This is a genomic window from Sinorhizobium terangae (assembly GCF_009601505.1).
Lineage (GTDB): Bacteria > Pseudomonadota > Alphaproteobacteria > Rhizobiales > Rhizobiaceae > Sinorhizobium > Sinorhizobium terangae.
This window is the reverse complement of sequence record NZ_WITC01000061.1, coordinates 57,538-78,174: the sequence shown is the minus strand read 5'-3', so window position 1 is coordinate 78,174 and position 20,637 is coordinate 57,538. Positions and strand designations below refer to the sequence as shown.

At 63.0% G+C, this 20,637-nt stretch carries 19 protein-coding genes and 1 pseudogene; 3 read left to right on the top strand and 17 right to left on the bottom strand.

Annotation, left to right across the window (positions count from 1 at the left end):
* The 5 genes from GHK62_RS16745 to GHK62_RS16725 form a co-directional block, all read right to left on the bottom strand.
* The gene (locus GHK62_RS16745) at nt 1-426 is read right to left on the bottom strand and encodes a low affinity iron permease family protein (RefSeq protein ID WP_153440427.1); all 426 of its coding nucleotides are present in this window, start codon (nt 424-426) and stop codon (nt 1-3) included.
* 146 nt (nt 427-572) lie between these two features.
* Entirely contained in the window at nt 573-1,343 is a 771-nt protein-coding gene (locus GHK62_RS16740; RefSeq protein WP_153440285.1) for a sugar phosphate isomerase/epimerase family protein, read from the bottom strand.
* On the bottom strand, nt 1,340-2,350 hold the full coding sequence (locus GHK62_RS16735; RefSeq protein WP_153440284.1) for a hydroxyacid dehydrogenase: 1,011 nt from the start codon (nt 2,348-2,350) through the stop codon (nt 1,340-1,342). The genes GHK62_RS16740 and GHK62_RS16735 overlap by 4 nt, the downstream gene beginning before the upstream one ends.
* Entirely contained in the window at nt 2,347-4,200 is a 1,854-nt protein-coding gene (locus tag GHK62_RS16730; protein WP_153440283.1) for a DUF2264 domain-containing protein, read from the bottom strand. Before GHK62_RS16730 ends, GHK62_RS16735 begins: the two co-directional genes overlap by 4 nt.
* Nucleotides 4,197-5,222: a LacI family DNA-binding transcriptional regulator gene (locus GHK62_RS16725; RefSeq protein WP_153440282.1), complete on the bottom strand. Its 1,026-nt coding sequence runs from the start codon at nt 5,220-5,222 to the stop codon at nt 4,197-4,199. Before GHK62_RS16725 ends, GHK62_RS16730 begins: the two co-directional genes overlap by 4 nt.
* Before the next feature lie 147 nt (nt 5,223-5,369).
* Between GHK62_RS16725 and GHK62_RS16720 the strand changes: the two genes are divergently transcribed.
* Complete coding sequence (locus GHK62_RS16720; RefSeq protein ID WP_153440281.1) at nt 5,370-6,656, top strand: ABC transporter substrate-binding protein; 1,287 nt, start codon at nt 5,370-5,372, stop codon at nt 6,654-6,656.
* A gap of 97 nt (nt 6,657-6,753) precedes the next feature.
* On the opposite strand, the pseudogene GHK62_RS16715 reads toward GHK62_RS16720, so the two are convergent.
* Nucleotides 6,754-7,564 (bottom strand): annotated as a pseudogene (locus tag GHK62_RS16715) (NAD-dependent epimerase/dehydratase family protein).
* 15 nt (nt 7,565-7,579) lie between these two features.
* On the bottom strand, nt 7,580-9,304 hold the full coding sequence (araD, locus tag GHK62_RS16710; RefSeq protein WP_153440280.1) for an L-arabinonate dehydratase: 1,725 nt from the start codon (nt 9,302-9,304) through the stop codon (nt 7,580-7,582).
* Between the two features lie 77 nt (nt 9,305-9,381).
* Here araD and GHK62_RS16705 point away from each other — a divergent pair, with 77 nt between their 5' ends.
* Complete coding sequence (locus GHK62_RS16705) at nt 9,382-10,104, top strand: FadR/GntR family transcriptional regulator (RefSeq protein ID WP_153440279.1); 723 nt, start codon at nt 9,382-9,384, stop codon at nt 10,102-10,104.
* A 154-nt stretch (nt 10,105-10,258) separates the two neighbouring features.
* Here the strand turns inward: GHK62_RS16705 and GHK62_RS16700 are convergent, their stop codons facing one another.
* The gene (locus tag GHK62_RS16700; protein ID WP_153440278.1) at nt 10,259-11,215 is read right to left on the bottom strand and encodes a dihydrodipicolinate synthase family protein; all 957 of its coding nucleotides are present in this window, start codon (nt 11,213-11,215) and stop codon (nt 10,259-10,261) included.
* A gap of 163 nt (nt 11,216-11,378) precedes the next feature.
* Here GHK62_RS16700 and GHK62_RS16695 point away from each other — a divergent pair, with 163 nt between their 5' ends.
* Nucleotides 11,379-12,260: an SMP-30/gluconolactonase/LRE family protein gene (locus tag GHK62_RS16695; protein WP_153440277.1), complete on the top strand. Its 882-nt coding sequence runs from the start codon at nt 11,379-11,381 to the stop codon at nt 12,258-12,260.
* Nucleotides 12,261-12,279: 19 nt separating this feature from the next.
* Here GHK62_RS16695 and GHK62_RS16690 read toward each other — a convergent pair whose 3' ends face one another.
* From GHK62_RS16690 to GHK62_RS16650, 9 genes are all read right to left on the bottom strand, one after another.
* A complete protein-coding gene (locus GHK62_RS16690; protein WP_153440276.1) occupies nt 12,280-13,080 on the bottom strand; it encodes a class I SAM-dependent methyltransferase in 801 nt (266 codons plus the stop codon).
* Between the two features lie 103 nt (nt 13,081-13,183).
* Entirely contained in the window at nt 13,184-14,041 is an 858-nt protein-coding gene (locus GHK62_RS16685) for a sigma-70 family RNA polymerase sigma factor (RefSeq protein ID WP_153440275.1), read from the bottom strand.
* Complete coding sequence (locus tag GHK62_RS16680; RefSeq protein ID WP_153440274.1) at nt 14,041-14,511, bottom strand: carboxymuconolactone decarboxylase family protein; 471 nt, start codon at nt 14,509-14,511, stop codon at nt 14,041-14,043. Before GHK62_RS16680 ends, GHK62_RS16685 begins: the two co-directional genes overlap by 1 nt.
* 178 nt (nt 14,512-14,689) lie before the next feature.
* Complete coding sequence (locus GHK62_RS16675) at nt 14,690-15,370, bottom strand: redoxin family protein (RefSeq protein ID WP_153440273.1); 681 nt, start codon at nt 15,368-15,370, stop codon at nt 14,690-14,692.
* Between the two features lie 207 nt (nt 15,371-15,577).
* The gene (locus GHK62_RS16670; RefSeq protein WP_153440272.1) at nt 15,578-16,657 is read right to left on the bottom strand and encodes an ABC transporter ATP-binding protein; all 1,080 of its coding nucleotides are present in this window, start codon (nt 16,655-16,657) and stop codon (nt 15,578-15,580) included.
* Between the two features lie 28 nt (nt 16,658-16,685).
* Entirely contained in the window at nt 16,686-17,759 is a 1,074-nt protein-coding gene (locus tag GHK62_RS16665; RefSeq protein ID WP_153440271.1) for a Gfo/Idh/MocA family protein, read from the bottom strand.
* Between the two features lies 1 nt (nt 17,760).
* A complete protein-coding gene (locus GHK62_RS16660) occupies nt 17,761-18,774 on the bottom strand; it encodes a Gfo/Idh/MocA family protein (RefSeq protein ID WP_153440270.1) in 1,014 nt (337 codons plus the stop codon).
* Nucleotides 18,775-18,796: 22 nt separating this feature from the next.
* The gene (locus GHK62_RS16655) at nt 18,797-19,684 is read right to left on the bottom strand and encodes a carbohydrate ABC transporter permease (RefSeq protein ID WP_153440269.1); all 888 of its coding nucleotides are present in this window, start codon (nt 19,682-19,684) and stop codon (nt 18,797-18,799) included.
* A complete protein-coding gene (locus GHK62_RS16650; RefSeq protein WP_153440268.1) occupies nt 19,677-20,633 on the bottom strand; it encodes a carbohydrate ABC transporter permease in 957 nt (318 codons plus the stop codon). Before GHK62_RS16650 ends, GHK62_RS16655 begins: the two co-directional genes overlap by 8 nt.
* Between the last annotated feature and the right edge of the window lie 4 nt (nt 20,634-20,637).

Below are 20,637 nucleotides of genomic sequence, written 5' to 3'. Positions count from 1 at the left end.
TTATGCTTTTCCTGTGGGCTGGCGCTCGACTGCGCGCGACACCTTCTCGTGCAGGGCGCGATCGTCCTCGTTTTGACCGTGCTCCTTGAGGATCTCGGTAATGCGCTTCAGTTCTGCCTCTTCGAGCTCCTCGATGCCGATATATTCGTTCTCTGCCGAGCTCGTCAGGATGAGCTCGTCAAGCTTCGCCTGGACCGCTTTGGCGTCGCGGTTCTGGGAGTTTTGCAGCACGAAAACCATGAGGAATGTCACGATCGTGGTACCGGTGTTGACGACCAGCTGCCACGCTTCGGAAAAACCGAACAGCGGCCCGGTGATTCCCCAGACGACGATCGTGGCGACGGCCAATGCAAAAGTAACGGGACGCCCGGAATATTCCGCAACAGCGGTCGAGAATTTGGTGAACGCATTGATCTTTTTGGACATTCGAGATACCCCGGCGGTCATTCGATTCCGATAACACTCCAGCGCGGGAAAGAGTTCCACGAGCCCGAACCCATGTGGCGGAACGAGGCGCCGAGCCTGCGAGTCGTGTCAGGAAAGCAGCTTCCGCGCCGTTGCCTCGGATGCCCTTACCTTTTCAGGAATTGCCTGAGCGTTGCGGCGTCTTCGAAGAATGCCGCCGGGTCGTCGTTTGCCACGAATTCCAGCATGGCGTATCGCCGCCCGGTCCAGCGCGACGGGGGCATGGCGGCAAGAACCGTCCGCCAGTAATCGGACGCCGATTTCAGGAGGAGGCGCTTGCGATCGGCATCCCAGGCGAAGACATGAAGATGCGAGACATGTTGGCCGATTTGAGCGATCTCGGCCAGAGCTTCTGCAAGAGGGAGCCCCGGCCGTGGCTGCCAATAGAGATAGACATTGTCGTGCGCAATCGCATCGATCAGGCGCCGCGCCGAATCCGTCTCATCCGTCAAGGATTGTGGGTGATATTCCAGCGACACGGTGACCCCATGCCGCGCGGCTTCCGCACCCATGTCGCGAATTGCAGCCGCTGCAGCGAGTCGCTCACTGGCGCTGTAGTCCTTGGAATCGCGCTGCCGCGTACCGGGCCAGATACGGATATTCGAGGCTCCAAGCGCAAGCGCACAGTCGAGGGCACGCCGGAACGCGGCAAGGTCATCGGTGGGCGGCGCGACGTAGGAACCATAAGACGTCGCCAGGCCCGCCTCTTCCGAGAGGCGCCCGACGTCCCGGGCGACCGGCCCGTTCCCCGGAGGGACATGGGCGTCGCCCGCCCATTCGATCGCCGCAAGCCCGGCTTCCGCCGCCAGCTCGACGATCCTGCTTGCGGGAAGGCTGCGGAACGTGACCGTGCAGAGCCCGGGTTCGAAGGTGCTCATGCCATGCGCTCCAGATCGGCCTTGCGAATCTCGTAACGCAGCGGCCTGCCTTCGATGAACCGTGCGATCTCATCGGCTGCCATCTCGCCGAGGCGCGTCCGTTCAAGACCGACAGCGCCGGCAATGTGCGGGGTCAGGAACACGTTCGGGAGGTCATAGAAGGGAGAGCCTCTTTCCGGCACCTCGGGATGGGTGACGTCGATGACGGCATTGATCGTGCCGGTCTTCAGCTTGTCGATCAGCGCGGCTTCGTTGACGAGCGCACCGCGCGCCGTGTTGATCAGCGTCGCGCCGTCCTTCATCAGAGACAGGCGCCGCGCGTCGATCATGTGCTCGGTCTCGGGTAGCGATGGCGCGTGCAGCGACACGATGTCCGCACGTGCCATCAGGGTATCGAGATCGACCTTTTCGGCATGGAGGGCGGACGCCGAATTCTGCCCGACCAGCGGGTCATAGAGCAGCACCTGATAGTCGAACGGACGAAGAAGCTCGATCACCCGCCTGCCGATCCGTGACGCGCCGACAATCCCGATCGTGCGGCGATAGTTTCCAATCGGCTGCCCCTGAAGGAGATAAGTGCGGGTGCGGTCACGGTCGGTGACGTAGAGGTCGCGGAACTGGAACACCTGCTTGCCGGCAAAAATAATCGCCGCAAGTGTGAACTCGGCGACCGGCACGGCATTGGCTTCGGCCGCATGGCTGACGGCCACGCCTGCGTCGAAGACGCATTCGTCGATCACGCCCTTGATTGTCCCGGCCGCGTGCACGACGAGGCGAAGGCGCGGTGCCGCTGCGAGCGCCGCTCTGTCGAACAGGGGCGCACCCCAGCCGGTGACCAGGATTTCCGTTTCAGCCAGCAGCCGCTTTGCCCAGCCATCGCCGAACTCCGTCATCGGCCGTTGATCGAGAACACGCCCGAGACTGTCGAACTTGAGCAGAAGCTCCGGTGTGAGGACGTACCGCGTCCTTTCGGACTGCATCGCAAAGGCAATTGGTGGGCGCGTCATGGCATTCGTCCGGGCGCGTCCATCGCGCTCACGCTCTCGCCCTGCTTCGCGAGGGCACGCAGCGCGTCAATGTCCGGGGCGGCCGGCGGCCTCGTCCAATCACCCGACACGGCGGAGGTGTGGCGAACGGCCAATACGGCACAGCGCAGAATGGTCTCGCCGGCCGGTATGGTGGCGCGCAGTTGTGGCACCAGCGTCTTTGCGAAGATCAGGTTGGTATTGGGCGGAGCCTTCTGAGCGAGGCCCTCGCGCGCAACGGACGAGCCGAGATCGCGGATCCCGCTGAAATCCTCGGCACCAATCGCATGGGCCGAACCGGATGCTGCCAACAGCGTGTCGGCCTCGAAGTCGCGTCTGGCGATCGCGAAGCCGCCTTCGGCTGTCTCGAGCTCCCTCGGTGTCGTGATCCGATGCACCCGCACATGCCAGGGCGCCGACGGCAGCAGCCATGTTTCGACGACGACGTCCGGCCAGGGCGACCATTTCGCGTAGAGTACATTGCCGGCGAGGCGGGCCTCGTCATTGCTCTCGCGCACCCGGTAGTGAATGCCGTCGTCGCTGAAGGCCAGCATGGAATCGAAGGCACCGCCGGCAAAAGCCCGTTCGTCGCTCTCGACGCTGAAGCCGTAGCGTGTCGAATAGGCGAACTTCGCGTATTTCTCCGAACCGAACCGCATCTGCCGGTTTTCCTGACCGGAGGAAAGTGCGACCACGTCCCCTTTGCAAGGCATCATCACCATGCCCGGATGACGAAGCGGGACCGTCTTGTCGAGCGGCGCCGGAGGTGTTTCGGGACTTGTCCAGAACGGGTGGTCTTCGCCGACCGCGAGCGGCAGGAAGGCCTTGAACGCCCAATAGGGCGAGCCCGCCGAATTGTAGCTTTCCGACATCAGGAGGTTCGGATAGCCGTAGCCGATCGACAGCACGCCGTCGCGGTGGGTCATCGGCTTGTCAGCCCACCATCTGAGGTGGCGCAGGCAAAGGCCCTTGATCTCACCCCAGGGCAGCGCCTCGAGATCGGCAAAGGCGAGCGCCGACCAGAAGCCCGCGCAGGCGAAACGGTAGGTGAGGCTGCGGCCGAAGGGAAGCGTCGCGCCGTCCTGTGCGAACCAGTGGCGAAAGTCCTGCGCAAAGGCGAGGGCCCGCTCGCGGTAGCGCTTGGCATAGTCGTCGTCGACGAGCCGCGAATAGATCAGGCCGTAGAAGTGCATGGCAAAGGGGATGTAATGGTCGATACGCCGGACGTTGCCGTCGCGATACCAGCCATCCGCAATGTAGAAACCTTCAAGTTCGGTGAGATATTGCTCGGTCAGGCTCCGGTCGTATTCGACGCCGAGACGATCGAGGGCGATGTCGACGAAGATGCGGAAGAATTTCCAGTTGTTGTCGGCATAGTCAAACTGCCGGGCGTGGATTAGATAGGCGATGAGGTTGTCTTTCGCCCGCGAGTTCAGCGGATCCCAGATTTTTTCCGGCACCAGGGCAAGCGCGAAGCCGAGCGCGGCAAGCTCGACCATGCGCTGGTCGCGACCGTTGACGGCGCCCCAGTATTCGGGATGGTTCGGGTCGGTGCCGTTGGCGATCCCGTCCGCATAACGGTCCCAGTGCGCGAAATGGCCGCCGCCGGCGCCGAAAGGCGCGAGCCCCCAAAGGGGCCTTGCGAAACCTTCGAGATCGGCGGCGGCGCGGTCGAAATGAGCAGCGGCCGCGTCGAGGCGAACGCGGGCGTTTCCTTCCGAAAAGTATGGCAGCAGCGGATTGAAGAGGTCGATCAGGGCGCGCTGCATGTCATTGCGCGTTGCCAGCGGATTGGAGCCAAGCGGATTGGCACTGGCAGGATCATAGGTCATGAGCGCTGTCCTTCGTCTAGCGTGCCGCCACGGACCGGGATGACGGAATGGGACACGTGCCGGGCGGGGGCTTCCGGGTGACGGAAGCGGAAATGCATCATGCCGACAGCCTCGCGGCCGAGGGCTAAGCGATCGACGCGCATCGTCGCCAGACGTGGGCTTGACATCTCGGCGCACGGCAGGTCGTCGAAGCCGACGATGGCAAAATCCTTGGGCACCCTGAGGCCGAGCTCGGTCACCGCTTCAAGCACGCCGACGGCGACAAAGTCGTTCATGCAGAAGGCAGCCGAGAAACCGGGATCCTGCTTGAGTGAGGCGAGTGTCGCCGCATGCGCCTCGACGCTCGCATTGGTCTCGAACGGTAGGCGGATAACACGCGCATCGCCTCCGACCGAAGCGACTGCCGTTTCGAAACCGCGTATGCGATCGCGGATGGTCTGGCGATGCGATCCGGTCAGGTGGAGGATGCGGCGGTGGCCGGCATCGATGAGCCGCTGCGTTGCGGCATAGGCGCCGAAGAAGTTCGACGGCGAGACGCCGTCGAAGCGCAGGTGAGGGTCGGTACCGTTGACGAGGATCACGGGCGTGCGGCTTTCGATCAGCCATTCGCTGAGTGCTTGACCGGGATCGATGCCGACCAGGAACAGCCCGTGCGCGCCGACGGAGTTCATCAGATCCCGGACAGTCTCGGGCGTCGCCTTCGCCTCGCTGACGAGGCGGATGTCAAAGGGAATGCCCTTGAGGGCCGCCTCTGAACGCAAGCCCTCGACAATACCCTCGTAGAAAATGCTCAACACTCCGGTGATGCCATTGCTCGCGATTAGCGCCAAGGTTCCGGGCGTCGTTTTCGGGCCGGCCTTCAGGGGATAGCCGAGGTCGCTCGCAACCTTGAGAATCTGTCGGCGGACGTCTTCGCTGATGCCGGGTTCGTTCGCGAGAACGCGCGAGACGGTGGAAACCGAAACTCCGGCGCGGGCGGCGATGTCGGATTGGCGGAATGGTTTTGCGGGCGTGTCACTCATATCGCAAATATTACGCAAATTATGCAAATTTGCAAGACGGAAAACAATTTCTTGCACGACTTTGATTTTTGCATAATGCTGTTGCGGAACTTTGGTCCGCCGGACGCTGGAGGAGAGCGCGAGGCAGATAACGAGAGGAGGACTCGCATGCTGATCAATCGACGCACATTCATGCTCGGCGCAGCCGGCGCGACTGCTGGCATTGCGCTTGGCCCCGGCGGCCTCCGGCCGACCTTTGCGGCAGAAGACGTCAATCTGCGCGCCATGTGGTGGGGCTCCAATGATCGCTCGAAGCGGACATTGAGCGTTGCCAAGCTCTTCCAGGAGAAGAACCCCGGCATCACCGTTGTCGGCGAGAGCCTGAGTGGCGACGGTTACTGGACAAAGCTCGCGACACAGATGGCCGGTCGCTCCATCGCCGACATTTTCCAGCTCGAGCCCAACACGATTTCGGACTACTCGAAGCGCGGCGCCTGCCTCGCCCTCGATCCGTTCCTCGCTTCGGTGCTGGACGTGAAAGGCTTTGGCGAGGATGTGCTGAAGCTGACCACCGTGGACGGCAAGCTTTGGGGTATTGGCCTCGGCCTCAACTCCTTTGCACTGTTTTACGATGCCGACGCCTTCGCAAAGGCAGGCATCGCCCCTCCCGGGCTTGACACCACCTGGTCGGAATACGCCGACATCGCTGTCGAGATGGCGAAGGCCACCGGCAAGGGCGGCGGGCCGTATGCTGCTCGTTACACCTATGTCTTCGACGCCTGGCTCAGGCAACGCGGCAGCAGCCTTTTCAACGAAAGCGGATTGGGCTTCGGCGTCGAAGAGGCGAAGGACTGGTATGCCTACTGGGAGGATCTGCGCAAGCGGGGCGGCACTGTGGGAGCCGACATCCAGACCCTTGACCAGAATACCATCGACACCAACTGCCTGGCGCTCGGCTATTCGGCGATCGGCATGGCCTATTCGAACCAGATGATCGGCTACCAGCTCATCATGAAGAGCAAGCTTGGCATCGGCATGCTGCCGCGGGGCGAGAAGGGCGGCCCTTCCGGCCACTACTATCGTCCCGCTCTGATCTGGAGCGTCGGCGCCACCACGGAGCATGGCGAAGAAGCCGCCAGGTTCATCAGCTTCTTCGTCAATGACGTCGAAGCCGGCAAGATCCTCGGGGTCGAACGCGGCGTGCCGATGTCACCGAAAGTTCGCGAAGCGATACTGCCACAGCTTAACCCGACGGAAGCCGAAACGGTCAAATATATCAACGCGCTGAAGAACCAGGTCGGCAGCTATCCACCCCCTGCACCGCTCGGAGCGACGGAGTTCGACCATCGGGTATTTCGCCCGATTGCCGACGAGCTCGCCTTCGACCGCATATCGATCGCGGATGCTGCGACACGTCTCGTCGAGGAGGGGAAAGCGACCGTCCGCGCCGGCTGAGCGCATGCTTATTGGATCGTTGCGCTCAGCGCCGGGGTCCACCTGCGAGTTGGTTGCCGTGGTACCCCCCTCTGCCCTGCCGGGCAGAGGGGGGTGTTTACGCAGTCCGATCTGCCTCTAATCGCCGGCACGCCTTGACCGTCGCGAGGCGACCGCCCTGGTACATGCCGCGATCCGCGGGTCCGGGCTCGTGTCGCTCGATTGCCTCGCGGAAACGCTCGCTGCTGTCCACCGGTTGCCAGCCGAGGAAATCGGCGTGCGCGTTCGACCACCAGGCATCCCGGTTCGCCGAGGCGCCGTAGAGCACCAGGTAGCCGATGGTCTGGAGCCTCGAGCAGCCTGCGCACCAGCGACAGGAAATCGCGCGGGCTCAGCCAGGTGGAAAGCATGCGCCGGTTCTTCGGCTCCGGGAAGCAACTGCCTATTCTGAGACAAGCCGTCTCCAGGCCGAATTTGTCGAAGTAAAGCCGGGCAAGATCCTCGCCGAAGCACTTGCTGACGCCGTACAGGCTGTCCGGCCGACGGGGAGCCATGTGGTCAAGCGTCTCGCCGATGCGGTGGAATCCGGTCACATGATTGGTGCTTGCGAAGATGATGCGGCTGACGCCCGCCTTTCGTGCCCCCTCGTACAGATTGTAGGTGCCGAGGATGTTGGCCTGAGGCAGCCCGTCGAAATCGGCTTCGACGGGGATCGCGCCAAGGTGCAGGATCGCATCGCAGCCACGCGCAAGTTCCTCGACGGCCTGCCGGTCGGCGAGGTCGCACCGGACCACTTCCTCGCCATCGTCGGCCGGGCCAAGATCGGCGATATCCGATAGCCGCAGAACCTTCGCACTGCCTTTCAAGCCGTGCCGGACATGGCGGCCGAGCGCACCGCCGGCTCCCGTCACCAACAGTCGCGTCGTCATCCGGTTCACCTGTCCTCAATGGATTTCCGGTTCGGGCAGCTTATGGGGAGATTGCAGGAAGGTGAAGTCGCAGCCTTCGGGGGCCTGCTGGATGTGCTCCGCATGCATCTTCAGAAAGCCTCTCGAATAGTCGCGCTCCGGCGGTCGCCATTCGGAAAGCCGGCGCTCGATTTCCGCCGAGGCGACCTCCAGCGTGAGCGTCCGACAGGCGACGTCGAGGGCGATGATGTCGCCATCGCGGACGGCCGCCAGCGGCCCGCCGACGTAAGCTTCAGGCGCGACGTGCAGGATGCAGGCGCCGTAGCTGGTACCGCTCATGCGAGCGTCCGAGATGCGCACCATATCGCGCACGCCCTGTTTCAGAAGCTTCTTCGGGATGGGCAGCATTCCCCATTCCGGCATGCCCGGCCCGCCGACGGGACCGGCGTTGCGCAGGATCAGTACCGTGTCGGCGGTGACGTCGAGATCCTCGTCGTTCACCGCCTCCATCATTGTCTCGTAGTCGTCGAAGACGAGCGCCGGTCCGCGATGCTTGAGAAGGGCGGGGTCGGCCGCCGCCGGTTTCATGACGCAGCCCTGGGGCGCGAGGTTCCCTTTCAGGATCGCCGTGCCGCCGCGCGCGGCAACAGGGTTATCGAGCGGCCGGATCACGTCCGGCAGATGGATCTCGACCTCGCGGATCGCTTCACCGATGCTGCCGACGACATTGCGCTCTTCGAGATGCAGCAAGGGCTTGAGCTGCTTCCACAGCGCCGGCAGCCCGCCGGCATAATAGAAGTCCTCCATCAGGAATTCGCCGGTCGGGCGGATATTGCAGAGGACCGGGACCTTTTCCGACATGCGATCGAAATCATCCAAGGTCAGGTCGACGCCGCATCGCCGCGCCATGGCAATCAGGTGGATCATCGCATTGGTCGAGCCGGCCATCGCCATATGCACAGTCAATGCGTTTTCAAACGCCTTGACCGTCAGGATGTCCGAAGGCTTCAGATCCTCGAAGACCATCCCGACAATGCGCGCGCCGGAAAGCGCCGCAATCCGCGAATGGCCGGCATCGGCGGCCGGGATGCCCGAGGCGCCGGGCAGTGAGAGACCAAGCGTGTCGGCAAGCGCCGTCATCGTCGAGGCGGTGCCCATGGTCATGCAGGTGCCGAAGGAACGGGCGATGCCACGCTCCATCACGCCCCATTCGTGCTCGGTGATGCGCCCGGCCTCCTTTTCCGCCCAGTATTTCCAGACATCGGAGCCCGAACCGAGAGCCTGGCCGCGATAGTTGCCGCGCAGCATCGGCCCAGCCGGCACGAAGATCGTTGGAAGGTCGACCTGGATCGCGCCCATGATCGTCGCCGGCGTGGTCTTGTCGCAGCCGGCGAGCAGCACGACACCGTCGACCGGGTGCGACCGGATGAGTTCCTCCACCTCCATCGCGAGGAAGTTGCGGTAGAGCATGGTCGTCGGCTTCACGTAGGTTTCCGCGAGCGACATCGCCGGCAGCTCGATCGGGAAGCCGCCCGCCTGCCACACGCCGCGTTTCACCTCCTCGGCCCGGGTGCGCAGATGCGCGTGGCACGGATTGATGTCGCTCCAGGTGTTGATAATTGCGATGACGGGCTTGCCGGCGATTTCCGCATTGTCATAGCCCATCTGGTAAAGCCGGGACCTGTGGCCGAAGGAGCGCAGGTCCCTGACGCCGAACCAGCGAAAGCTTCGAAATTCTTCCGGTTTCTTGCGTCCGGTCATCGGTCACCTCCTTTGCATTCCCGGGCAGGTCGGCTAGATTGCACCTGTTCAGAAAAATGACAGGTGAAGGCGAACCCTTGGACGACGTGATGTTGAAACTGAAACCGGCGCGGCGGGAGCGGCTCGCCGATGTTCTCTACGGCCAGATCCTCGAGCAGATCGCGAGCGGCCAGATGGCCGAGGGGGCGAAATTGCCGTCGGAAGCCCGGATCTGCCGCGACTTCCAGGTTTCCAGGCCGGTCGTTCGCGAGGCGCTGATGCGGCTGCAGGCGGATGGCCTGGTGGTTTCGCGGCAGGGCATCGGCACCTTCGTCAAGTCGCGCCCTTCCAACAAGCTGACCGATTTTGCAGCCTCGGCTGAGATCGCCAGCTATCTCAGGGCCTTCGAGCCGCGGCTGGCACTCGAAACCGAGTGTGCGGGACTGGCCGCGATGCGCCGGACCAAGGCCCAACTCAACCAGATCGGTGAGGCGCTCGCGGCGCTCGAGGGCGCTTTCGCCCGCGGCGAGACGGGCTGGGAGGAGGATTTCGCCTTCCATCTTGCCGTTGCCGCGGCAGCGGGCAATGAGCTTTTCCCGCGCCTCCTGGAAGAGCTTGGCGATATTCTGCGCGGCTCGATGCGCATGGCGCTCAGCCTGACACGGCAAGGCTCGGAGGACCGGCGGCGCCGCGTTCTCGAAGAGCACCGCAAGATATTCACGGCGATTTCCGGCCAGAACCGCGAGCTCGCGCGGCTCTACATGCGCTACCACCTGACGGAATCCAGGGCCCGCATCACCGGATCCCACGGGGATCTCTAGGGCGATACGCCGTCTGATCAAGTCGTTACTGCGGTCGGCGGGGGGTATCGACACCAATGTCTTTGCTTTTCGCCACTGCAGCCTGTTCGGATCCCGCTCCAGGGACAGTTGCCGAAGAGCGCGGCGCCTTACTTGCGCCGTCTCCGGTACCATGTCAGGCGCTCGCCGAAAGTGGCCGGGCCCCGCGGGCCGCGGCTTCGCTCTTCGCCTTGAGCGCGCGCGCTGCCGCGGCGATGGCATCGAGCCGTTCGGCGCCGTCTAGATTCGACAGGAATTCCCCGATCGGACCGGTATCGCAGATACCGGCGAGTCTCACCGCTTCGTGCAGGACGCGGATCGGCGAATGGGCGTCGCGCAGATCCTCAAGCGGAAGGAAGCTTTCGCGAAGCGTCCTTGCGGCAGCGAACTCACCGGATTGGCACGCCTTCAGGATCGCGGTCGAGAGGTGCGGAGCGATGCATACCGACCCGGAGGTGAAGGCGGTGAGCCCCATTTCGACGTGATCGATCGCCGGACGCTCGCCGATACCGCTGACGATCCGCTCGCCCGAGCCGACGGCATCGAGGATGGCGGAAAGATAGGCATCGTTTTTGGGTTCGGGCCGCACGACGGCGTACTTCAAGGCAGCGATCGCGCCATCGCGGAAGAGACGCGCGACATCGCCGGCATTAAGGAAACCGTCATTCTTGACATAGGCGATCAACGGCCGGCCGGCGGCATCCGCCAGCTTGGCGAATCCCGAGACCAGGCCCGCCGAAGTCGTCGGGAAGGTGAGGGGGAGCACCATGGCGGTCGGAAAATTTCGCCCCCGCAGGATCGTCGCCTGGTCCATCGCCTTGCCGAAGTCGGCGCCAATCGAGGGGATCATCCAGCCGTCCGGCGGGGCAATGTCCTCGAGCATATCGAGAAGGCTGCCGAATCCCGTCACGCCGAAATTGTAGAGATTGGCGTTGCCGCCATAGAGATAGGTGGTTACCCCGCCCGAGAGCAGCCAATCGACTTGTCTGCGATTTTCCGTCGTGCTCGGCTCGCCATTCGCCTGACGGGCCAGCGGCGGCACGGAAAGGACCGAAGACCTGAGGGCACCGACATCAACGGGGGTTGTTTTCATGGAAATCTCCTTGCCAGGTTTCCTGTATTTTTAATTTACAAGTTGAGCAAGGGCAATAGCAATGTTAGAGAAAACATCAGCTGATAATGCTCGAAAAACTGTGGCCGCGAGAGACGCCCGTTCCCTCGCAAATCCGACAACCTGTCAGACGATGGTTCCAGACATGTCTTTCGACTTGACATTTGACTGCGAGCTGGATTTGCGCTGCACGGTGGCTGAGAGCCCGGTCTACGACGACCGTCGAAACTGCCTGTTTTTCGTCGATATCGGCAAGGGCGCCCTCCATCGTGCAGATCTTACCGGGGCGGGCCACATCGCATGGACCTTCGACCACGGGGCCTGCTGCGTCGGGCTTGCCCACTCCGGAAGGCTCGTGCTCGCGCAACGGGATCGCGTGGTTCTGTTCGACCCCGAAAGCGGCGCTATCGTCAGGCAGATCGCCTCGATCGAAGCGGAAAGGCCGGACACACGCCTGAACGACGGCAAGGTTGGGCCCGACGGAGCGTTCTGGGTGGAGACGATGCATGAGGCGGCCAAACGGCAGCCGGTCGCTTCGCTATACCGCGTTATACCGGACGGCACGGTGGAGCGTAGGGTCGGCGAGATCATCTGTTCCAATGGTCTCGCCTGGAGCGCCGACGGCTCGGTTCTCTTTCATTCGGATTCGCGCGGGCCCTGGATCGACCGTTGGCAATTCGACCCCGCGACGGGTGCGATTTCCGAACGGCGCAGGCTCGCCGTTCTCGACGAGGCAAGCGGCCGTCCAGATGGAGCGGCAACCGACGTCGCGGGCAATTACTGGAGCGCCGGCGTTTCGGCCGGCGTCAACTGCTTCTCAAGCGAAGGCGAGTTGATCAGGACGCATCGCTTCCCGGTGCCGGCACCTACGATGCCCTGCTTCGCCGGACCGGATCGCAAGACGCTGCTCGTCACGTCCCTGCGTCACGCCGATTCGTCTGAGGACAGTCGGGCCGGCGGCATTTTCGCTGCCCGAAGCCCGGTCGCGGGCGTCGCCGTGCACCGCTTCGATGACCGCCGGCTTTGAGGTCTCTTTGGCCGCAAGTTCAGGGAACGATGCCGCGGCAGGCCCAGGCAACGTTCGCAAACGACCTCGGACCATCCGGCCGGCCGGCCTCGTAGGCGTCGCGCAGGGCGGCATCGGTGCGTGCCCGTTCTGTGGGCCCGAGCGCCGCTACATATTTACCGAGCGGTCCTTCGCCTGCGGCAATCGGCGCCCAGTAGTCGTCGAAGTTCTGGTAGTCCATGCGGATCATGAGCTGGGTTTCCGAAACGTCGACGAGACCCTGCTCCACAAAAGTCCTTTTCATTTCGCCCGGCTGCATCATCGGCTGAAAGCAATAGCGCGCGCGGAGCTGGCGACCGCCTTCGCCGAGTGCCGCCACCGTGTCGACCATCATCCGCATGCCGGGCATGCCGCCGAGATGGTCCCACACAGCCGCCGCGACAACGCCGCCCGGCCGCACGACGCGGCGCATCTCGGCGACCGCCTTGTCGGCGTCGGGCACGAAATGGAGCACGAGCAGCGCCAGGGCGCGGTCGAAGGTCCCATCTGCGAAGGGCAGGGCGCAGGCATCCGCCTCCTGGATCTTTATGCGCGGATCGGTGTTGCGCCGGCTCGCCTCCGCGACGAAGACCGGCGAATAGTCGATCGCTGCGATCTGTGCGAGATCCGCGGTCCTTGCGAGCGCAAAAGTGAGGCTGCCGGTGCCGCAGCCGACGTCGACAATCTTTTCGCCGTCGGCAAGCCCGGAGAACTCGATAAATAGCGGCGCAAGTCGCTGACTCCAGCGTCCCATAAGCTGTTCGTAGCCGGCCGCGTCATGGACATTGAAGCTGGAGGTCATCGAAGTCTCCATAGGTTGCGCGCATGGTAGACCTCGACCTGCCGTTTGCCAAGCGCGAGCAGACAGCGTCAATGCAGCAGTTCGCGTCCGATTCGCGACTTGCCTAGTGCAAGTGTTTCAGCTTGTCGGGGTTCCGCACGACATAGATCGCGGTAACCTTTCCGTCTTCGATATCGAGTGCAGTCGTCTGAAGTTCGCCATCGCCTTCCAGCGTGACGAAACCGGGCAGTCCGTTGATGAAGCCGGCATGCACGAGTTTCGAGCCGTGCTTCTGAAACAGGACCGCCAAACTCTGGTGAACCTTCATCACGGCATCGAATCCGAAGATCGCCTTCATCGCTGCCGGACGCTTGCCGCCGCCGTCGGCATGGACGCTGACGTCGGCCGCCAGCATCGCACCGAGCGCCTTCATGTCGCCGCTGCGCGAGGCCGTGAAGAAGGCTTCAGCGATCTCGAGGCTTTTCTGTTTCTCGATCTGGAAGCGAGGCCGCGCCTCGCGGACATGGGTGCGCGCGCGGCTGGCGAGCTGGCGACAGGCAGCCGGGTCGCGCTGGATGGTCGCCGCGACTTCCTCGAATCCCAGCCCAAAAACGTCATGCAGCAGGAAGGCCGCCCGCTCGAGTGGAGATAGGCGTTCCAGGGCAAGCATCAGGGGCAGAGTGACGTCTTCCTCCTGCTCCTCTTCCACGACCGGGTCGGGAAGCCAGGGACCGATATAGGTCTCGCGCTGGCGTCTTGCCGACTTGAGCTGATCAAGGCAGAGCCGCGTCACCGTACGGCGCAAGAACGCCTCGGGCTCGCGCACCGCCGAGCGATCGGCCCCCATCCAGCGGATGAAGGCCTCCTGCACCATATCTTCCGCGTCGGCGACGGAGCCGAGCATGCGATAGGCGACGCGCATGAGCCTCGGACGCAGCGGATCGAATTCCGCCGCTGCGTCCTCGTGACGGGTGTCCGTCATCAGGCGGCCGCCTCGGCGGCGACCTTGGCCGCGGCCGGATCGGCCCATAAGCTGAAGCCAACCGCAAGGCGGTTCCACCCGTTGATGACATTGATCATGAGCGTGAGCTTCACCTGCTCCTCCTCGGTGAACTGAGCCTTCAGGGCGTCATAGGCGCTTTCGTACGTATGACCCTCTGACAACCGCGTCAGTGCTTCGGTCCAGCCTAGCGCGGCGCGCTCGCGATCGGAATAGCAGGGGGCTTCACGCCAGGCCGACAGCAGGTAGATACGCTGCTCCGTCTCGCCTTTTGCCCGCGCTTCCACCGTATGCATGTTGATGCAGTTGGCGCAGCCGTTGATCTGCGAGGCGCGGATCTTCACCAGTTCGATGAGGCTCGGCTCCAGGCTGGCGGTGACGGCAACCGTCGTGCCCATCCAGTTCTTCATCAGCGACGGCGCAGCGGCGAACGGGTCGAGTTTGGGAGTCATGGTTCAGTTTCCTTCTGTTGGTTCCGACACCATGACGAGACAGGATCTGCGAGTGTGACATGAGGACAGAAATTTCTTATCGGTGCGTGCTTTTCCGCAGGCAGGCGGACTTCGGCCGACGCGCTTGAGTACCCCTGTGGAATCACTGCCGGAGTAGTTACTGACCCCGTTTTCGCTGTTAAGGGACGACTTCGGAAGCTGCCGACATCAACTCTTCGGGATTGAGCGCCCGGCACACATTCTGGCCTTCGTCTTCAACTTCCGTAAAGCTCCAGCGCACGACACCTTCTCGATCGAGCAGGAAATGACCGACGAGCTGCATGTGCCCGGGAATCCTCACCTCCTGATCGGCGTCTGTAATTTCGTACCCATCCCTCGTGTTAAGAAGGTCGCCTGCTGCGTCCGGATTCATCGGTTCAGGCAACTCCCCGGGCCGATCGACCCGCATTGTCGTGACCACATCCATTCCGACCTTGTATGGCCAGTCGGTCTCATTTTCCGTGAACTCGAGGAGAGGTAAGCCGAAGGCGCGGTGTGAAGCTCGCTCCGGATCGGATGCAGCAAGAAGGCCGGGTATCGGATGATAACGGAAATAGAGTCGCGCGCGTTCGACCGGGGTGTTTACCACCGCTAGAGAGTTCACGCCTTTCTCACGCAGTGCCGGGTTGAGCTGTGCCATCGCCGCGACATGGCGCCGGCAGAATGGACAGAGCAGGCCTCGAAACAAGCCGATCAACAACGGGCTGCGGCCGCGAAAATCATCAAGTGCGATTTTTCCCTCGCGCGAGATGGCATCCAGCACGATGTTTGGCGCCCGGTCGCCCGGTTGCAACGGATGGTCGGTATAGGGCGCAGACATAGGCAACCTCCTTCCCCGGGGCAGTCGAGAAAAGGCAGCACTGCAAGTGCTTCGAGGTCGAGCTGGCGTCCCAGGGCGAAATGGCGTTCGGCCTTACAGCCAGGGTATGCCGCCATAGCATGGCCCCACATTGGCCCATGAGCAAGCGGTAAACAGCGGAGCGACCCCTTCCGCCGTTTCGTCCCACGGCGCGAGCCGGTGCCGCGCTTACATCGCCTTGCCGTCGGCGCCGAAGACGTGACAGCGCGAAGGATCGAAGTGGACGGCGAGATTGGTGCCGCGCTCCACCTTCTGCTGGCCCTCGAGCGCGACCGTGACGTGCTGACTGTCAGGGGTGATGCCGTAGAGCATGGTTTCGCCGCCGAGGTTTTCAACCAGCTCGACATTGATCGGGGCGAGCGCGATGCCATCGTCGTGCGCGGAAAGATGTTCCGGCCGGATGCCGAAGGTTACGTCCTGTCCCGGCGCTGCGCCATCCAAGACACACGGCAGGCGGATCGTGCCGCCGCAAACCTGGATCGCGGTTTCCGCTTCGCCGACGGCAGCGATGCGCGCCTTGAGGAAGTTCATTTTCGGGCTGCCGATGAATCCGGCGACGAAGCGGTTGACGGGGTTGTTGTAGAGATCGAGCGGTGCGCCCACCTGCTCGATCCGTCCGGAGTTCAGGACGACGATCTTGTCGGCCATGGTCATGGCCTCCACCTGATCGTGGGTCACGTAGATCATCGTGTTGCCGAGATCACGATGAAGCCGCGAGATTTCGACGCGCATCTGCACGCGGAGTTCCGCATCGAGGTTGGAAAGCGGTTCGTCGAAGAGGAAGATGCGCGGTTCGCGCACGATCGCCCGGCCGATCGCGACGCGCTGGCGCTGGCCGCCGGAGAGCGCCTTCGGCTTGCGGTCGAGCAGCTTCTCGATCTGCAGGATCTCGGCGGCACGACGCACTTTCGGCTCGATCTCCGTTTTTCTGTAGCCTGCCGTCTCGAGGCCGAAGGCGAGATTCTTGTAGACCGACATATGCGGATAGAGCGCATAGGACTGGAACACCATGGCGATACCGCGCTTGGCCGGCGCCACCTCGTTCATCCGGTCGTTGTCGAGCATCAGCGTGCCGCCGGTAATCTCCTCCAGACCGGCGATCATGCGCAGCAGGGTCGACTTGCCGCAACCGGACGGGCCGACGAAGACGGCAAACTCGCCGGGATCGATGGTCAGGTCGATGCCGTGGATCACATCGAGCGCGCCATAGCGCTTCTCGACTTTCTGAAGAACGACGCTGGTTGCCATTTCGAATTCCTCCCTGCGGCCTTTGCCGTTACCGCGTGTTCGCGCGCCAATTGGCATATTTCGGACTCTCCGGTCCGATCGGAAGCGTTATCTCGCGACCTGTGTCGGCGGACTGATAGATCGCCGTCACCAGTTCCAATGCCTGCCGTGCATCCCTGGTGGTGACGGGGAGCGGTCCGTCGCCGCTGAGAAAGGCGTGGAAATGGGCCATTTGCGTGGTGAAACGCGGCGAGACGGGACGCCAGTCGCCGATCACTTCGTCGATCTCAGCCTGCACGATCTCGTTGGCAGCAATGATCTTCCAGGGATCCTTTCCGGGAGCATAGGGCTCGTGGCTGCTTTCGAAGGTGACATTCTCGAAGTGCAGGCGAAGACGGCTGATCTGCTCCTGCGAGCCGAGCGTGCAGGAGAGCGAAACGAAGGCGCCGTTCTCCATGAGCAGGCTTGCCGAGGCGCAGTCCTCGACCTCGATATCGTTGACGCGCGTTGCGACGCGCCCGAACACTCGTGCGACAGGGCCGAGGAGGTGAAGCATCATGTCGTGCAGGTGCAGGGCGTGGGTCACAAGCACGCCGCCAAGCTCCGTCTCCCATTTCCCGCGCCAGGGAACGGAGTAATATTCCGGCGTGCGCAGCCAGAATGTTTCGACCGAGCCCACATAGGGTTTGCCGGCAATGCCGGCCTCGATGATGCGCTTCGCCTTCTCGATGCCGTCGCCGTAGCGATACTGGAAGATCGGCATCAGCACGCCCTTGGCCTCTTTCTCCGCCTCCATGATCCGGTCGACGCCCTTGAGCGAACCGGTGAGTGGCTTCTCACAGATCACGTGCTTGCCGGACGCCAGCGCGTCGAGCACCTGTTCGAGGTGAATCCCGGGCGGGGTGCAGATATCGATGATATCGATGCTGTCGTCGGCAAGCAGTTCCTTGAACGAGGTCGTGCGCTTCTCGATGCCGAACTCGTTGCCGACTTCGTTCAGCCGTTCCACGTTGAGGTCGCAGAGCGCGGTCACCCGGAACTTGTCCGGATGCGGCAGATAGCCTTCGATAATGTGCGACCGCCCGATCCCGCAGCCGATGATGGCAACTGTCTTTACGCTCATATCAGTTCTTTTCCTTACGTTCGGCGATCGCTTGCGCTGAAAGGGCAAGCTCCATGGCCTTGAAGCAGCGTTCCTGCGGCATGGCGGTTTCGGTTCTGTCGCGAATGTCGGCGAGGAGCTGACGGCCGAAGGGAAGGTCGACGTCCGAGCAATCGATGTGTTCGACGCCGCCGCGATCGGCAAGAAACAGGTGGTTGCCTCCTGCGCGCCCGGCGAGATCGACCGTCTTGCGCACCTCGATCGTGCCGGTCGTGCCGACGATGAAAAGTCGGCCGTCGCCCCAGGTCGGCATACCGTCCGGGGTGAGCCAGTTGACATGGATCATTCCGGTGGCCCGGCCCGTCGAAAGATGGATGTTGCCCGTGTCCTGCAGTTCCGGGCTCTCGGGAACGCTCCGGTTGTCGACGCTCGCCGAGAGAATGGTGGCATCGGCGGCGCCGGCGAAGAAGAGGAACTGCTCGCACTGGTGCGACGCGATGTCGGTCAAGATGCCGCCGTAATCCGAGCGGCGGAAGAACCAGCCGGGGCGGCTTTCCTTGCGCAGCTGATGCGGCCCGAGGCCGACCATGTGCACGACCTCGCCGATGGCACCGGCGGCGACCAGTTCGCCGGCTTTCACCGTCGCCGGGCTCTCGAAATGCTCGGAATAGAGGATCGAGAAGATGCGCCCCGTTTCGGCCTGGACCCGGCGCACCCTGGCGAGCTGGTCGAGGCTCGTCATCCCCGGCTTGTCAACGAGCACGTCCTTGCCGTGGCGCATGGCGCGGATCGCCACCTCCGCCCGCTCGGCAGAGACCGCAGCCGAGGTGACAAGGCCGATGCTCTCGTCCTCGAGGATCCGGTCGAGTGTCGCGATACGCGGCACATCCTTGTACGTGGCCGAGAACTCCGCGGCCAATGCGTCGTCCGGTTCGTGGAAGCCGACGAGGCGGGCGCCGGCTCTCAAAAGGCAATTGACCTGGCCGTAGATATGGTTGTGGTTGAGCCCGACCGCGGCAAAACGCAATTCGTCCATGGGTAATCTCCAGCTCCCGCGATCAGCGCTTCATGCCGGTGGTGGCGATGCCTTCGATCAGAAGGCGTTGGAAGAACAGGAAGAAGAAGAACACCGGCACGAGCGACAGCGTCGACATGGCAAACAGTCCACCCCAGTCGGAGGTGCTGCTTGAGTCGACGAAGGTCCGGAGGCCCAGCTGGATCGTGTAGGTGTTCATGTCGTTGAGGTAGATCAGCGGTCCGAAGAAATCGTCCCAGGTCCAGATGAAGGAGAAGATCGCGGCGGTTGCCAGCACCGGCAGGGAGAGCGGCAGCATGATCTTCCAGTAGATGCGCCAGGGGCCGCAGCCGTCCATCATCGCAGCCTCGTCGAGTTCGCGCGGGATGCCGCGGAAGAATTGGACCATCAGGAAGATGAAGAAGGCGTCGCTCGCCAGGAATTTCGGCACCACGAGCGGCAGGAAGGTATTCACCCAGCCGAGATTGAGGAAGAGCACATATTGGGGGATGAGCGTCACGTGATAGGGGATCATCAGCGTCCCCAGCATGATCGCGAACCAGAAATTGCGCCCGGCGAAGCGAAGGCGCGCGAAGGCGTAGGCCGCGAGCGAACAGGCGACGACATTGCCGATCACCGTCAGCACGGACACGACGAGTGAATTCCAGAAGAAACGGCCGAAGCTGACGTCGAGGCCGAACCAGCCGCGCAAATAGGAAGCGAAGTCGATCGACGACGGCCAGAGCGAGGTCGAGGCGAAGATCTCGTCCTCCGGCCTTACCGATGCGGAAATCATCCACAAGAGCGGATAGAGCATCGCGATCGACGCGGCGACCAGGCCGCCGTGGACGAGAACCGATCCCAAGGGGCCGCGGCGGCCGAGCGGTACCGATGGTGGGGCGGTTACGGAGCTCATGGTCGCATCAGTCATCGTAGTGCACCCAGTAGCGAGAGGTGAGGAACGAAAAGGCAGTGAAGAGCGCGATGATCAGCACCAGGATCCAGGCGAGCGCCGAGGCATAGCCCATGCGGAAATTGCCGAAGGCTTCCTGATAGAGATAGAGCGTATAGAAGAGCGTCGAGTTGATCGGTCCGCCGGTGCCGCCGGAAATGATGAAGGCCGGGGTGAAGGCCTTGAAGGCATCGATCGTCTGCACCACCGCATTAAAGAAGATGACCGGGGTCAAAAGCGGCAGCGTGATCTTGTAGAACTGCCGGAACTTCGATGCGCCGTCGAGGCTCGCAGCCTCATACATGTCGGTCGGAATCTGGCGAAGGCCGGCAAGGAAGATGATCATCGGCGAGCCGAACTGCCAGACGCTCAGCACGACGAGGGTCCAGATCGAATAATTCGGATGCGAGATCCAGCTCGGGCCCTCGATGCCGAATTGGGCAAGCAGGCTGTTGATGAGGCCGTCGCCGGCAAAGAGCTGGCGCCAGAGCACGGCGATGGCGACGCTGCCGCCGAGCAGCGACGGCAAATAGAAGATCGCGCGATAGACGGTCAGTCCCCGGACGCCGCGATTGAGAAGGATGGCGACGAGCAGCGCGAAGGCGAGCTTGAAGGGAACCGAAAGCACGACATAGAGGAAAGTCACATGGATCGCGGCAGCGAATTTCGGATCGGCGGTCGCGATGCGCACGTAGTTGGCGGTCCCGACCCATTCCGGCGCGCGGATCAGGTCGAAACTGGTGAAGGAGAGATAGAGCGAAGCGACCGCAGGCCCGAGCGTCAGGCCGAAGAAGCCGATGAGCCACGGCAACAGGAACATGTAGCCGGCTCCGTGCTTCGCCCAGATGGAGGCCCATCGGCCCTGTGCGGCGGGGCGCCCGTTGGCGCCCGCACCGACGACGACAGCGGTATCCTGCACGGCCGCCATCCCC

Coding starts and splice junctions, on each gene's coding strand:
- GHK62_RS16665 (WP_153440271.1), bottom strand. CDS start 17,759: ATGAGCGTAAAGACAGTTGCCATCATCGGCTGCGGGATCGGGCGGTCG.
- GHK62_RS16725 (WP_153440282.1), bottom strand. CDS start 5,222: ATGAGTGACACGCCCGCAAAACCATTCCGCCAATCCGACATCGCCGCC.
- GHK62_RS16745 (WP_153440427.1), bottom strand. CDS start 426: ATGTCCAAAAAGATCAATGCGTTCACCAAATTCTCGACCGCTGTTGCG.
- GHK62_RS16720 (WP_153440281.1), top strand. CDS start 5,370: ATGCTGATCAATCGACGCACATTCATGCTCGGCGCAGCCGGCGCGACT.
- GHK62_RS16695 (WP_153440277.1), top strand. CDS start 11,379: ATGTCTTTCGACTTGACATTTGACTGCGAGCTGGATTTGCGCTGCACG.
- GHK62_RS16650 (WP_153440268.1), bottom strand. CDS start 20,633: ATGGCGGCCGTGCAGGATACCGCTGTCGTCGTCGGTGCGGGCGCCAAC.
- GHK62_RS16660 (WP_153440270.1), bottom strand. CDS start 18,774: ATGGACGAATTGCGTTTTGCCGCGGTCGGGCTCAACCACAACCATATC.
- GHK62_RS16685 (WP_153440275.1), bottom strand. CDS start 14,041: ATGACGGACACCCGTCACGAGGACGCAGCGGCGGAATTCGATCCGCTG.
- GHK62_RS16655 (WP_153440269.1), bottom strand. CDS start 19,684: ATGACTGATGCGACCATGAGCTCCGTAACCGCCCCACCATCGGTACCG.
- GHK62_RS16690 (WP_153440276.1), bottom strand. CDS start 13,080: ATGACCTCCAGCTTCAATGTCCATGACGCGGCCGGCTACGAACAGCTT.
- GHK62_RS16735 (WP_153440284.1), bottom strand. CDS start 2,350: ATGACGCGCCCACCAATTGCCTTTGCGATGCAGTCCGAAAGGACGCGG.
- araD (WP_153440280.1), bottom strand. CDS start 9,304: ATGACCGGACGCAAGAAACCGGAAGAATTTCGAAGCTTTCGCTGGTTC.
- GHK62_RS16670 (WP_153440272.1), bottom strand. CDS start 16,657: ATGGCAACCAGCGTCGTTCTTCAGAAAGTCGAGAAGCGCTATGGCGCG.
- GHK62_RS16680 (WP_153440274.1), bottom strand. CDS start 14,511: ATGACTCCCAAACTCGACCCGTTCGCCGCTGCGCCGTCGCTGATGAAG.
- GHK62_RS16700 (WP_153440278.1), bottom strand. CDS start 11,215: ATGAAAACAACCCCCGTTGATGTCGGTGCCCTCAGGTCTTCGGTCCTT.
- GHK62_RS16740 (WP_153440285.1), bottom strand. CDS start 1,343: ATGAGCACCTTCGAACCCGGGCTCTGCACGGTCACGTTCCGCAGCCTT.
- GHK62_RS16675 (WP_153440273.1), bottom strand. CDS start 15,370: ATGTCTGCGCCCTATACCGACCATCCGTTGCAACCGGGCGACCGGGCG.
- GHK62_RS16730 (WP_153440283.1), bottom strand. CDS start 4,200: ATGACCTATGATCCTGCCAGTGCCAATCCGCTTGGCTCCAATCCGCTG.